This is a genomic window from Novosphingobium sp. PY1 (assembly GCF_017312445.1).
Lineage (GTDB): Bacteria > Pseudomonadota > Alphaproteobacteria > Sphingomonadales > Sphingomonadaceae > Novosphingobium.
On the sequence record NZ_BLTI01000008.1, the window covers coordinates 639466 to 652118 of the forward strand.

The window sequence follows — 12653 nt, forward strand, 5'->3', positions numbered from 1 at the left end:
ACCCCGGCTAGCGGTGCGCGCGCATTTGTCCTAGCCATGCGGCCATGGCCGAATCCTCGCGAATCTACACCGCCGCCCTCGTCGTCATCGGCGACGAGATTCTCTCCGGACGCACCCACGACAAGAACATCGCCCAGGTGGCGAGCTGGCTGCAGATCCAGGGGATCCGCCTCGCCGAAGTGCGCGTGGTGGCGGATGACACGCCGGCCATCGTCGAGGCGGTCAACACCCTGCGGGCCCGCAACGACTATCTCTTCACCACCGGTGGCATCGGCCCGACGCATGACGACATCACTGTCGATGCGATCTCCGAGGCTCTCGGCGTTGACGTGATCGTCCACCCGGAGGCCCGCGCGATCCTCGAGAAATACTACGAGACGCGCGGCGGCCTGACCGATGCGCGCCTGCGCATGGCCCGCACGCCCGACGGGGCCGACCTGATCCCCAATCGCTACACCGGCGCCCCCGGCATTCGGCACGGCAACATCTTCATCATGGCCGGCGTGCCCAGCATCACAGCCGGCATGCTCGATGCCCTTTCCGGCCAGCTCGAAGGCGGCGCGCCACTGCTATCGGAAACGATCGGCTGCTGGGTCGGCGAAAGCGACGTCGCGGACCTGCTGCGCGAAACGGAGAAGACGTTCGAGACCTGCCAGATCGGCTCCTACCCGTTCTGGCGCGAAGGCCGCACCGGCGCCAATTTCGTTATCCGGTCGATCAGCGCCGATGACCTGGCGGCCTGTACCCGCGCACTCATCCGGGGCCTGGAAGCCATGGACCGCCCCGCCGTTGCCGGTGGAATCTAGGGCCGCCATAGCGGCCCTGCTGGTCTCGCTTCTCCTCGACGGCTGCGCCGACACCTCACTTGATCGATTCGAGCGGACGCTGGCTGCGCGGGACAGCGCAACCCTGGCACTGAAGGACTGGTGCACGGCAAAGGGAATCGGCGATCCTGCGCACATCAGTGCAAACCCGGTCCGCAATGATGATGCGCCCCTGCCTTCGGACGCACTCGATCTGCTGCGCGTGGATGACGCGGCGAATCTGAATTACCGCCATGTCCGGCTCGACTGCGGCGGGGTAACGCTTTCGCAGGCACACAACTGGTTCGTGCCGGCGAGACTGACGCCGCAAATGAATACGGCCCTGCACCAGACCGACACGCCCTTCGGCAAGGTTGTCGCCCCGCTTCGCTTCACCCGCCAGCGTCTCGCCGCATTGCGCGGCCGGGCGGAAGGTTGCCCGCAAGGGACGATCCTGTCCCACCGCGCCATCCTTTACCTGCCTGACGGCAGCCCCATCAGTCTCGTCGTCGAATGTTATCAGGCCGCTGCGCTGGACATTCCGACCGACGCAGGTCGCAGGTAAACGAAGCGGAAGTCCCCTCGCTCAACGTCTGCGAGGGTGTGCTGAGAAAAATGCAAGAGCCCGTCCAGGCCATGCTGAAAGACGCGCGTTCCACCTTCGCGCGCCAGCACGCTCTGGTCTTCCCATCCGTCAAGGAACAACTGACTGTTCGCCTTCAGCCAATCGACCAGTTGCTGCACGCGTGGGTCGCCGACCGACTTCGCAAAATCCCGGCGAAACTCCGCAAGAATGCGCCGCGCGCGCATGTCATGATCGGGCAGGAGATCGCGCGCCGCCGGGTGGGTGAAGACATAGACGAGGAGGTTTGGGGCCACGTCACCTTCGTCGAAAAGCCCGGTAAAGAGGCGCCGCGCTGCGCCATTGGCCGCGCAGACGGTCCAGGCAGGGTCTAACGCATAGGCAGGCCAAGGCAGGGCATCCACGAGATGAGCCAGTGCATCGGGGGCGGAGGACATCGCCTGCGCCGACGGTGGCCGCGACGGATCGTGGCGCTGGGCCAGTTCGAACAGATAGCTGCGCTCGGCCGCCGACAGATTCAGCCCACCGGCGAGGCGCGACAGTGTCTCTGCCGAAGGCCTGACGTCCCGGCCCTGCTCGATCCACGCGATCCAGGTCGTACCGATGGCAGCGCGCGCTGCAAGTTCCTCGCGCCTCAAACCCGGGGTACGGCGGCGGCGACCATGACCTTCAGGAGCAAGGCTTTGCCTTCTGGCACGGACGAAGGCTCCGAGCAGCGCGCGTTGGTCAGAGGATGGCATGATGCTATTTATAACAGGATAATGATGTCCATTGTAACAGGCTAATGAAGCGATGAAGGCGGTCTGACAAGGAGACTTTCCATGCCAACCGACCATTTCGACCTGATCGACCGCCAATTTGGCTTAAATGCGCAATCATACGTCACCAGTATGGTTCACGCTCAGGGCAAGGACCTCGCTCGAATTGCCGCAATCGCCCAGACTTACAGGCCCACTCGCGCGCTGGACCTGGGGGCGGGAGGCGGCCATGTGAGTTACGCCGTTGCACCCCACGCGCGGGAAGTCGTCGCCTGCGACCTGTCCGCGCAAATGATCGAGCAGATCACCCGCGAGGCGGAGCAACGGAACCTGCCAACGATCCGTACGCAAGTGGCAGCGGCCGAAGACCTGCCCTTCGCCGATGACTCATTCGATTTTCTGGCCTGCCGCTTTTCAACCCATCATTGGCACGACGCCGTGCAGGGCATTCGCGAAGCCCGGCGCGTCCTTTCCCCGGGCGCGGCAGCGGTTTTCAGTGATGTCGTCGCCCCTGCCCTGCCCCTCGCCGACACCTTCCTGCAAGCCGTGGAACTGCTTCGCGACCTGTCGCACGTGCGCGACTACACGGCCCTGCAGTGGACTGCGATGCTGGAAGGCGCCGGATTTCGGGTCCGCACCGTGACGACGGGGCGCTTGCGGATGGACTTTGCCGACTGGACGGGCCGCATGCGCACGCCCCCGCAGCGATGCGCCGCGATCCGCACCCTGCAGGCCGCTGCCTGCCGCGAAGTTGCGCAGCACTTCAAGATCGAGGCGGACGGCTCGTTCACCATCGACACCTTGCTGATCGAAGCGGACTGAGGCCGGAAGGCTTCAGGCAAAGAAAAGGGCCGGCAAGGTTTCCCTCGCCGGCCCGTTCCTAACCGTTTGTCCGGTCCTGAAGGAATCAGGCGCCGGCAACCTCGGTCGTGTCGATCTTGAGGCCGGGGCCCATCGACGAGGACAGCGAGATCTTGCGAACGTACTTGCCCTTGGCGCCCGAGGGCTTGGCCTTGACGATCGCGTCGACGAACGCGTCGAAGTTCTTCTGCAGGTCGGCGTCCGAGAACGACATCTTGCCGATGCCGGCGTGGATGATGCCCTGCTTCTCGACGCGGAACTCGATCTGGCCGCCCTTGGCGTCCTTCACGGCCTGCTCCACGTTCGGGGTGACGGTGCCCAGCTTCGGGTTCGGCATCAGGCCCTTGGGGCCCAGCAGCTTACCCAGACGACCGACGACGCCCATCATGTCCGGGGTGGCAATGACGCGGTCGTAGTCGAGGTTGCCGGCCTGCATGTCTTCCATGAGGTCCTCGGCACCCACCTTGTCGGCGCCGGCAGCCAGAGCGGCCTCGGCCTTGTCGCCCTTGGCGAACACGGCGACCTTGACGGTCTTGCCGGTACCGGCCGGGAGCGAAACCATGCCACGGACCATCTGGTCGGCGTGGCGCGGGTCGACGCCCAGGTTCATCGCGACTTCGACGGTCTCGTCGAACTTGGTGGTCTTGAGTTCGCGCAGCAGCGTCAGAGCCTCACCGACGGGGTAGTGCTTCTGGTTGTCGCCCAGCTTTTCGGTGAGCGTCTTCTGCTTCTTGTTCAGCTTTGCCATGGAATCAGCCCTCCACCACTTCGAGGCCCATCGCGCGGGCCGAGCCTTCGATGATGCGGGTAGCCGCTTCGATATCGTTGGCGTTGAGGTCCTTCATCTTGATCTCGGCGATCTCGGACAGCTTCGAGCGCGCGATCTTTCCGGCCGAAACCTTGCCGGGCTCCTTCGAGCCGGACTTGAGGTTGGCGGCCTTCTTGATGAGGAAGGTGGCAGGCGGGGTCTTCGTGACGAACGTGAAGCTGCGATCCGCATAGACCGTGATGATGGTCGGGATCGGCATGCCCTTTTCCATCTCCTGCGTGGCGGCATTGAACGCCTTGCAGAATTCCATGATGTTCACGCCGCGCTGACCCAGGGCAGGGCCGATCGGCGGAGAGGGATTTGCGGCGCCGGCAGGCACCTGCAGCTTGATGTAACCTTCGATCTTCTTGGCCATGAGGCCGCTCCTTTCACACTTTCGCGCCAGACCCCGCGCAAATCCGCGAGATCGGGCACTCATGTTTAGCGGTATGACGGATGCGCCAAGCATCCTCCCGCCGGGAATCGCACCGGCAAGGCCGATCCGAAGGGCGCGCCCCTAAACGATATCGGGAGAAAAGGAAAGCATCAGTTGCATGGTCCGACGGCGCTCGCCGGACCGCCCGATCAGACAGGACTGGCCATACCTGCGCCGATGTTCCGCCTGCGGCGCAGCCAAGCGAGCCGGATCGCGCGGCGGCTCGGCTGCTCGACCATGCGATAGCACAGGTCCGCGAGGATGAGGACCGTGCCTGCAAATGCGGCGATCACGACGAGTTGCGTCGTTCCTTTTCCAGGCAATTCACCGAGCCGTGACTGGAACAGTTGCAGGACCGGCATGTGGATCAGATAGATCCCGTAGCTGCGGTCTCCCAACCACTGCATGGGTGCACTGCCCATGAAAGGCGCGCGCAAGCTCAGCAGCAGGACGGCGGGCCAGGCATAAAGCGTAAGCGGCAGCAGCGAACTGCGCGCACCCATGTCGAGAGCAAGCCCGAAGGCCAGCATGCAGACCAGCAATGCGCCGGAAGTCTGCGACAGTCGCGCGCGGCAATGCCACATGACTTGCCCAAGAAAGAAGCCGAGGAGCCCGCGCGGCAGACCGTCACCGACCCACGGACCGCCAGCCCGCCCCTGCAGCACGAAATGCGCGAGGGCTCCTACGATAGCAAACGCCGTCACCAGTCGTAATGTCCTGCGGCCACCCGCCGCGCCCAGGGCGAAGAGCACGTAGCAAATCACCTCAACCGAAATCGACCAACTCGGCCCGTTGAAAGTATGGGCAACGGGCTGAACGAAAGCCTGCAGCATCATCAGATGCGCCCCGAAGGCGATTGCGGTATTGCCCGGCGCCGTGAAGAACAGGGCAGCGCAGACCAGCAGCGTCAGCAGATGCAGGGGATAGAGCCGGGCAAAGCGTGCGACGGCGAAATCCAGCAACCCGCCGCGGGTCAGGGGTTGACCGCCCTCTTCCGCGTTCTCTCCCAGATAGACATGCGCGAAGATATAGCCGGAAATGAGGAAGAACAGATCGACGAGAGTCCAGCCCCAGTCGTGAAACCAGTCATAGAGACGCGGCTCGTTTCCATGCATCCCCGGGAGGAACAGCTGCTGCGCGTGGTAGAGAAATGCGACACCGCAGGCGGCCAGCCCGCGCAATCCGTCGAGACGTATCAGCCTCCCGACATCGCGCCCTGGCCCATCTGCCGCCCGATCCATTTCAACTCCTCATTGACTGGCGGCTCTTAGCCCCTGCTCGGTAACGCCCGGGTTAAGCCGACATCGCGCATATCGATGCGGCCGCGCACAAGTCGCCGGGTCGGCACCTCGGCAAGCAGATAGAGAAGTTCGGACGCGATCAGGACGGCCAGCCCGTAAAGCAGGGTCGCGCCGAGCATGAACCAGCCGCTGCCTTCCTGCCTGCCGATGATCCGCACGATCAAATCGAGCAGGGGCACATGGACCAGAAAAATCGCGTAGCTGCGATCGCCCAGCCAGAGCAGGACGCGGCTTTCCAGCAGCGGAATGCGCAGGGCCAGCAGCAGCAGGGACGGCCAGGCAAGGAGACTGAGCGGCAGGAGCGGGCTGACGTTGCCCATATCCAGCGCAATCGCGAGCACGAAGATGACCGAAAGCACGAGCGGGGAGGACTTGCGAAGCTCAACCCGTCGCCGCCACAGGATCTGGCCGATGAAGAAGCCAAGAATGCCGCGCATCAGCAGGTCCTGGTTCCACGGCCCTCCCGGCAGACCGAAAGCGAGGACGAAGACCGTACCTACGAAAATGGCAGCGACCGAAAACTTGAGCAGCGTCGGTCGTCCGGCATGAAGCGCCAGCCCGAAGAAGCCGCAGCAGATCGCCTCGACCGATAGGAGCCACGCGGCAGGGTTGAAGGACTGCACTGCCGGCTGCACCAGTCCCTGCAACATAAGCAGGTGGGTCAACAGCGCGGCCTCGCCATTCTGCGGAGCGCCCCAATAGAGCGCGGCGCACAATATCAGCAGTAAGAGATGCAGGGGATAGAGCCGCGCCACGCGGCCGAAGGTGAACGACACCAGTTCATCGCGACTGCCGAGCCCTCGCCCCCCGACGTAGATGTGCGCGAAGATGAAGCCGGAGATGACGAAGAACAGGTCGACGATGCTCCAGCCCCAGGCATGAAGCCAGCCGATCACCGGTCCCGCATGGTCGAACGAGCCTGCCGCGAAGAGAGCCTGCGCCTGGTAGCCAAGGACAATGACCAGAACGGCAATGCCGCGAAGGCCGTCGAGTTGCCCCAATCGGACCACGCCCCCTCCAAACGCGTCGTGCGTTTGTCGCATCTTCGATTCCCCCGAATGTTCCGAACAGGGTAGCGATCGATTAGTTAATATCGCGCTAAGCGATATATAAATCTATGATAAATGTAGAATTTTTCTGTCATTGCCTGCGTTATTCAATGCAAAGAGGGCAATTGCGGATCATTGCATACCGAGATATATAGCATGGTATGAAAAGTGATGATGCCAAGGCTGAAGACTTGATTGCCGAGCTTGGGTTCCTGTGTCTGGGAAGCCGATTTCGCCGACTTGGCGAACGTTTGCAGACAGGCGTGTCCGAACTGGCAGGGCTGGAAGGCATCACCCTGCAACCCGCCCAGTTTCCCATCATTGTCGCCCTGGAACACGGACCGATGACTGTCGGCGCGCTGGCCCGGCGCCTTGACCTGAGCCAGCCCGGCATCACCCGCGGCATCGGCAAGCTGCTGGCCGAGGGGCTGATCGAGCCGGTATTGAACGATGGCGACCAGCGCCTGCGTGCCTTTGCCCTGAGCGAAGCCGGGCGCACACTTCTCTCCCGCGTTCAGCTCCATGTATTCCCGCTTGTGCAGCGCGCCGTGGCCGACTTGTGCGAAGGCCCTCCGGACGACCTGCTGGGCCACCTCGCTCGCCTCGACCAAGCCCTGGAAAGGAGCCCGTTCGAACAGCGCCTGCGCGCCATGCGCAATCAAGGGATCGGAGCATGAGCGAGCATGTCCTCGACCGTCTCATCTGGAATGCCCTGACCGGCGAGCAGGCAGGATATGCCATCGGATCGGGCAAGGCCCGGCGCTACCGTCCGGACATCGGTCCGCTCGCGGCAACGCAGGACCGTTCGCCAGAAAGCCAGGCGGATCTTTCCGCTCTCATCCGGAAGCACGGCGCCCTATTCATCGTCGAAATGGAACAAGAGGCCGGGCAAGCGATGGAGCCCGAAGGAACGCGCGTGACCAAGCGCCGCCAGGGAATCCAGCTCGTCTTAACGGGGAACCGCCCTGCCCTCGACGATACCGCCATGGTAAAGCTGACCCGCAGCCACTACCCGCAGATGCTGGCATTGGCACGGCTGACCGAACCCGGCCCGTTTGCAGACAGTACCGCAGACCTCGGACAGTTCTGGGGAATATTCGAAGACGGCAGGCTCGTCGCCATGGCCGGGCAACGCATGCGGGTTCCCGGCTTCGTCGAAGTCAGCGGCGTCTGCGCCCTGCCTCAAGTGCGCGGCCGCGGCATTGCCTCGCGGCTGATGCGCAAGGTTATCGCCGATATCCTGGAAGAAGACCGCGTGCCGTTCCTGCACAGCTATGCGGACAATGAAAGCGCGCTGGCGCTTTATGGGCACCTCGGCTTTGCCGAACGCGCCCGCGTCTGGATGACGCTGTATGACGCCGCACCCTGACAGGCGCGGCGCCGGAACAGATTACTTGCTGAGTTCGACGTGCTCGAAGTCGAGCTCGACCGGCGTGGCGCGGCCGAAGATCGACACCGAAACCTTGACGCGGTTCTTGTCGAAATCGAGTTCTTCGACGATACCGTTGAAGCTGGCAAACGGACCGTCGAGGACCTTCACCGAATCGCCGATCTCGTAATCGATGTTGATCTGCTTGCGCGGCTCTGCAGCAGCGGCCTCGGCGGCACCGAAGTAGCGCGCGGCCTCGCTCTCGCTGATTGCCTGCGGCTTGCCGCTGGATCCCAGGAAGCCGGTGACCTTCGGGGTGTTCTTCACGAGGTGATAGACGTCATCGTTGAGCGTCAGCTTGGCGAGGACGTAGCCGGGCATGGTCTTGCGCTCGACCTGCACCTTCTTGCCACGCTTCACTTCGGTGACGTTCTCGTGCGGGACCTGCACTTCCTCGACGAGCTGCGACAGCCCCATCCGCTCCGCCTCGGCCAGGATCGCTTCCTTAACCTTGTTCTCGAAGCCGGAGTAGGCGTGGATGATATACCAACGGGCCATGGTTCTCTCTTCTTCCGGTTTTCAGGCGATCACAGCAGCGACAGAAGCGAGCTGACGACCCAGCCGAACAGCGCGTCGATTCCAAGAAAGAACGTGGCGAGCAGCACCGTCATGATGCCGACGAAGATCGCCGTCGTCACAGTTTCCTGGCGCGAGGGCCAGTGAATCTTGGAGGCTTCTGCGCGCACCTGCCGGATGAATTCGCCGGGAGTGGTCTTGGCCATGTCAGTTGCTCTCGTGTCTCTTGCCTGATGCCTGAGAAAAAACTCTCATCTCTTCCGGCTAGGGGACATCGCCGCCCCGGCCGGGGCCGGGAGGGGCAAATGTTATCCGCTTGTCGGAAGGAAGATGCGACTTAGCTTCCGTCCACCGGATTTGCAAGGTCTGCCGGTATGGCAAGTCGTGCAAGGAACGAGTTGGACGTGCTGTAGAGGATCCGGGCCCCGTCCGGCAGCGCCACCGGCTTAGCCCTGCCGATGTACCACAGGTACTCGGCATGGAGCGCGGGACGGAACTTGCGCAGGTCTATCCGCTGGTTCGAGGAGTAGAGGATGCGCTGCGTCGGATCGGCAAAGCGGAAAGCGGTCTCGCGCATTGTCAGCATGTGCACGTCGGGCAAGGCGAAGTTGGAATTTTCCATCGCGCTGCGCCGGACGACGGCATAGCTGCCGAAATGCTCGAAGGGACCGAACAGCCACTGGCTGCGCGGGATCGCCACGGCCGTCGCCACTTTCGCGCCCTCGGGCATGTAGTCGAGCGCGGCGATCATCTGGCGCGCCGTCTGCGCGTCCTGGTACCAGACCACCGACGTGATCGCGAGGCGGCTCGTGAACAGGAGGCCTGAAAGCGCCAGTCCCCAGCGCGGCGCAGGCCAGTTGATGGCAAGGCACGCGACGAGCAGCGCCGTCGTGCTAAGGCGATAGTCGGCATAGTCGCCGCCGAAGATCTGCCGCGGCACCACCAGCGTCAGGCCGAAGAGGATAAGCGCCGCCCAACCCATGCGCCCGTCGATCCGGCGGGTAACGAAGGCCACGAACAGGACCAGCGCCAGCACGGCCACGCTGGTCACGTCCAGCAGGTAGTCGTAGCTGCGCATCGCCTTGTAGAGGATGCCCCATTTGTAATCGAGCACACCGCCGCCGTAGGACACCTTGGAATTGGCGCCCATGCCAAGGAGCATCGGGACAAGCGGGAAGATCAGCGGCCAGGGCTTCAGGAACGGGCGCCAGTCCAGCCAACCGCGCCGCTTGGTCCATTCATAGCCGAAGACCATGACGCCCAGCACGCCCCAACCCGAAACATGGCAGAGCCACACGACGAAGCCCACCGGGATGAACAGCAGGCGCCGCGTCCAGGGACGCTCGTCAAGCTGCGCCCAGACCGCAAACGCGAACAGCGCAAGCGCGACCGAGAGCGAGTAGTTGAGGAACCCCATCAAGAGCGAGGGCGACCAGATCGTCGCGAAGGCCAGGATGGCGCCTACGCCGACGCGGCGGCGAAGCGTCCAACTGACCGAAATGATCGAAAGCCCGGTGAGAATCGGGATCAGCGCGACGATGATGCGACCCGCCAGTTCGATCCCGAACAGCGGCGCCATCGGCACCATCAGCAGTTCCACACCGAGGTTGCCGGTCCATTCCCACTTGAACTGGAAATACTTGGTCAGGAACGGGTCGCGCCCGTGATCGACCATGATCTGGTAGCCGGCGAGATGCGAAGGATAGTCGGTCATCTGCGGCGTCCACGCCAGCAGGGCCGGCAGGGCTGCAAGGAATGACAGGAAAATGCCAAGCCAGAGCGCTTCGTCGCGTTTCAGTCCACCTGACGCGCTTGTCTCGACCGTATTGTGCCGCGCGGTTCCGTGCATCTGCGACTGAATCTTCCCCGATACGCCACCAAGAACGTGAGCCCCGGATGGACCATACGGTCCGAGTCGCAGGACGCGGCCCTCCTAATCGTCACAAGGCGATTGGCAAGCCTGCCAGCGATACAGCCGATTTCCGCTCGCCGCAAATTCCCATCGCATGAGCGCGTGGCGAATCATCGCCCCATGACGGGAAAGCTTCGAACTCAACGATTTTCGGGAAATTTGGCAGGAGTGGCAGGATTCGAACCCGCGGCCCTCGGTTTTGGAGACCGATGCTCTACCAACTGAGCTACACTCCTGCGGGCGCCGTGGCCTCTAGATGGAGCCGCGACGGATTACAAGAGTGTCCTTACAAGATATTCGACGCCACAACGATTTGCTAAGATCCCGCAAGGCAATACCGCCAGGAACAAGGCCTCGGAAACCACCGTGCACGCACCGCGAACCGCGAACATGATCGAGCCCGAATTGCTCATGCTCGCTTACCGCAGCGGGATTTTCCCGATGGCGGACAGCCGCGACGATCCGGAAATTTTCTGGATCGAACCGCGCCAGCGGGCGATTCTGCCCCTCGACGGCTTCCACCTGTCGAAGTCGCTGGCACGCACGCTGCGGCGCGGCCGCTTCACCGTGACCTGCAACGAGGCGTTCTCGGACGTGATGGAAGCCTGCGCCGCCCCGCGCGCCGTGCGGGAGGATGACGACGAAGGCGGCAGCTGGATCAGCCACCGGATCCAGGACAGCTACGAGAACCTGCACTTCCTGGGCCATGCCCATTCGATCGAATGCTGGCAGGAATCGGCAGACGGCAGCGGGCGGCAACTTGTCGGGGGGCTCTACGGCGTCGGGTTCGACCGGGTGTTCTGCGGCGAATCGATGTTTTCGCGCGTGCCCGATTCGTCGAAGGTCGCCCTCGCCTGGCTAGTTGCGGCACTGCGCCGCGCAAGTGCCATCCTGCTCGATTGCCAGTTCATCACGGCGCACCTCGCCTCCCTCGGCGCGGTGGAAATGCCGCAGAAGCGCTATCTGACGTTGCTAAAAGCCGCTCAGTTCGCGCTGGAATCCGATGCGGAAGCAGTCGGGCTCGGGGACGGCGCAGGGGCCGGAGTCGGCGCGGGGCTGGGCGCAGGATTGGGCTCAGGCGTGCTTTCGCTGCCGGAAGGCTTCGCCGCATTGCTGGAGGATGCAGCCGAAGCGGGACTGGCGTCCTGCCCCGGGAAGCTCATCGCGCAGGACTTGACCCAGACATCGTAAACCGGGTGCTCGACCACGTTGAGGCCCGGCGAATTCTTGAACAGCCAGCCTGAGAACACCTTTTGCCAGACAAGCTTTTCCTTCGAGGTCCTGCGGTCTTCCACGAAGACCTGGACGAAGGCGCCCTCTTCTTGCGGCTTTTCCCAGGGCAGCGTCTTTTCGCAGGTCGCGACCTTGACCACGAGGTTACCGATGCGCCGGGTTTCGCCCGGCTTCATATCGAGATCCTGGGTCAGGTTATTGCGCTTGTTGAGCACGCCGAGAGTGACGACACGATCCTTGTTGGGCGTACCGATCCGCTGGCCCTGAACGGCCTGGGCAGGTCCTGCCTGCATGCCGGCCAGCGCCTCGGGGACGCTGGTGTCTTCGGCTTCGGGTTCAGGTTCGCCCCCGCACCCGGCAAGAGCCAGAAAGCAGGCAGTCAACGCCAGCGCGGAGATTCGTGAGCCGCGGGCCCGCATCACTAGGCTTCAGGCGTCCGGCGACCAGGCTTCATAATCGCCGGTGGCAGCCGCACGCCTGCCGCCACGCTCCAGCGCGCCCTGCGGCAGGTAGGCCTGCGCCGTGCCGGTGGCGTTCGGCGTATAGTCGACTTCCCAGATCCGCGGCGGCGGCAGGTGGCTTTCGGGGACACCGTCATAGGAGTGATGCAGCCAGCCATGCCATTCGGCCGGCACGCGGCTTGCATCGTTGGCGCCGGCGTAGATGACCCAGCGGCGCTCATAGCCTTCGGTGGTCTTCGTCTTGTCGCCCTTCGAGCGATAGTACTTGTTGCCCTGCGCGTCGGTTCCGACGTGCTCGCCGTGACGCGAGCTCCAGAGCGAGGTTCCGATGGTCGCACCATCCCACCAGGTGAAGATCTTCGACAGGATTCCCATGAGCCGCGCGTTAGCGCCCTTCGCCCGCGATGCCAAGCACGTTGAAGCGCTTTGCCCACCGGGCAGCGAGAAAATTCGCGGCCAGGCGAGGGCATAAGAGCCGGATCGACGGACCCGGCGCCCTGCAT

At 63.5% G+C, this 12653-nt stretch carries 16 protein-coding genes, 1 tRNA gene and 1 pseudogene; 7 read left to right on the forward strand and 11 right to left on the reverse strand.

What is annotated here, in order from left to right; translation table 11 throughout:
* The first annotated feature begins 44 nt into the window (after positions 1–44).
* Together J3474_RS14385 and J3474_RS14390 are read left to right on the forward strand one after the other, a co-directional pair.
* On the forward strand, positions 45–806 hold the full coding sequence (locus J3474_RS14385; RefSeq protein ID WP_207094622.1) for a molybdopterin-binding protein: 762 nt from the start codon (positions 45–47) through the stop codon (positions 804–806).
* Complete coding sequence (locus J3474_RS14390) at positions 796–1368, forward strand: hypothetical protein (RefSeq protein WP_207094623.1); 573 nt, start codon at positions 796–798, stop codon at positions 1366–1368. Before J3474_RS14385 ends, J3474_RS14390 begins: the two co-directional genes overlap by 11 nt.
* Here J3474_RS14390 and J3474_RS14395 read toward each other — a convergent pair.
* A complete protein-coding gene (locus J3474_RS14395; RefSeq protein WP_207094624.1) occupies positions 1323–2126 on the reverse strand; it encodes a helix-turn-helix domain-containing protein in 804 nt (267 codons plus the stop codon). The two genes, J3474_RS14390 and J3474_RS14395, sit on opposite strands and share 46 nt — an antisense overlap.
* An 81-nt stretch (positions 2127–2207) precedes the next feature.
* On the opposite strand from J3474_RS14395, the gene J3474_RS14400 reads away from it, so the two are divergent.
* On the forward strand, positions 2208–2966 hold the full coding sequence (locus J3474_RS14400) for a class I SAM-dependent methyltransferase (protein ID WP_242528415.1): 759 nt from the start codon (positions 2208–2210) through the stop codon (positions 2964–2966).
* A gap of 85 nt (positions 2967–3051) precedes the next feature.
* Here J3474_RS14400 and rplA read toward each other — a convergent pair whose 3' ends face one another.
* From rplA to J3474_RS14420, 4 genes are all read right to left on the reverse strand, one after another.
* Entirely contained in the window at positions 3052–3753 is a 702-nt protein-coding gene (gene rplA / locus J3474_RS14405; RefSeq protein ID WP_007011714.1) for a 50S ribosomal protein L1, read from the reverse strand.
* Between the two features lie 4 nt (positions 3754–3757).
* Positions 3758–4189 carry a 50S ribosomal protein L11 gene (gene rplK, locus J3474_RS14410; RefSeq protein ID WP_013833043.1) on the reverse strand — a complete coding sequence of 144 codons (432 nt, stop codon included), beginning with the start codon at positions 4187–4189 and terminating at the stop codon, positions 3758–3760.
* Between the two features lie 209 nt (positions 4190–4398).
* A complete protein-coding gene (locus J3474_RS14415) occupies positions 4399–5490 on the reverse strand; it encodes an acyltransferase (protein ID WP_207094625.1) in 1092 nt (363 codons plus the stop codon).
* Positions 5491–5516: 26 nt separating this feature from the next.
* Positions 5517–6593 (reverse strand): acyltransferase, encoded by a 1077-nt coding sequence (locus J3474_RS14420; RefSeq protein ID WP_207094626.1) that lies wholly within the window; start codon positions 6591–6593, stop codon positions 5517–5519.
* 167 nt (positions 6594–6760) lie between these two features.
* Between J3474_RS14420 and J3474_RS14425 the strand changes: the two genes are divergently transcribed.
* Positions 6761–7276, forward strand: coding sequence for a MarR family winged helix-turn-helix transcriptional regulator (locus tag J3474_RS14425; protein ID WP_207094627.1), 516 nt, complete (start codon positions 6761–6763; stop codon positions 7274–7276).
* The gene (locus tag J3474_RS14430) at positions 7273–7968 is read left to right on the forward strand and encodes a GNAT family N-acetyltransferase (protein ID WP_207094628.1); all 696 of its coding nucleotides are present in this window, start codon (positions 7273–7275) and stop codon (positions 7966–7968) included. Before J3474_RS14425 ends, J3474_RS14430 begins: the two co-directional genes overlap by 4 nt.
* Positions 7969–7989: 21 nt before the next feature.
* Here the strand turns inward: J3474_RS14430 and nusG are convergent, their stop codons facing one another.
* The 4 genes from nusG to J3474_RS14450 all read right to left on the reverse strand — a co-directional run bounded on the left by nusG (position 7990) and on the right by J3474_RS14450 (position 10692).
* Positions 7990–8526, reverse strand: coding sequence for a transcription termination/antitermination protein NusG (nusG, locus tag J3474_RS14435; RefSeq protein ID WP_013833038.1), 537 nt, complete (start codon positions 8524–8526; stop codon positions 7990–7992).
* A 29-nt stretch (positions 8527–8555) separates the two neighbouring features.
* Positions 8556–8750: a preprotein translocase subunit SecE gene (gene secE / locus J3474_RS14440; protein WP_007011721.1), complete on the reverse strand. Its 195-nt coding sequence runs from the start codon at positions 8748–8750 to the stop codon at positions 8556–8558.
* Between the two features lie 131 nt (positions 8751–8881).
* The gene (locus J3474_RS14445; protein ID WP_207094629.1) at positions 8882–10393 is read right to left on the reverse strand and encodes a hypothetical protein; all 1512 of its coding nucleotides are present in this window, start codon (positions 10391–10393) and stop codon (positions 8882–8884) included.
* Positions 10394–10616: 223 nt separating this feature from the next.
* Positions 10617–10692 (reverse strand) — tRNA-Trp (locus tag J3474_RS14450).
* 154 nt (positions 10693–10846) lie between these two features.
* Between J3474_RS14450 and aat the strand changes: the two genes are divergently transcribed.
* Positions 10847–11647, forward strand: coding sequence for a leucyl/phenylalanyl-tRNA--protein transferase (aat, locus tag J3474_RS14455; RefSeq protein WP_013833036.1), 801 nt, complete (start codon positions 10847–10849; stop codon positions 11645–11647).
* A gap of 35 nt (positions 11648–11682) precedes the next feature.
* Here the strand turns inward: aat and J3474_RS22735 are convergent.
* Positions 11683–11865 (reverse strand): annotated as a pseudogene (locus J3474_RS22735) (DUF2155 domain-containing protein); the annotation flags it as partial.
* Here J3474_RS22735 and J3474_RS22740 point away from each other — a divergent pair.
* Entirely contained in the window at positions 11779–12093 is a 315-nt protein-coding gene (locus J3474_RS22740) for a hypothetical protein (protein WP_242528434.1), read from the forward strand. The pseudogene J3474_RS22735 and the gene J3474_RS22740 sit on opposite strands and share 87 nt — an antisense overlap.
* A gap of 24 nt (positions 12094–12117) precedes the next feature.
* Here J3474_RS22740 and J3474_RS14465 read toward each other — a convergent pair whose 3' ends face one another.
* Positions 12118–12525: an NADH:ubiquinone oxidoreductase subunit NDUFA12 gene (locus J3474_RS14465; protein WP_007011724.1), complete on the reverse strand. Its 408-nt coding sequence runs from the start codon at positions 12523–12525 to the stop codon at positions 12118–12120.
* Positions 12526–12653: the final 128 nt, after the last annotated feature.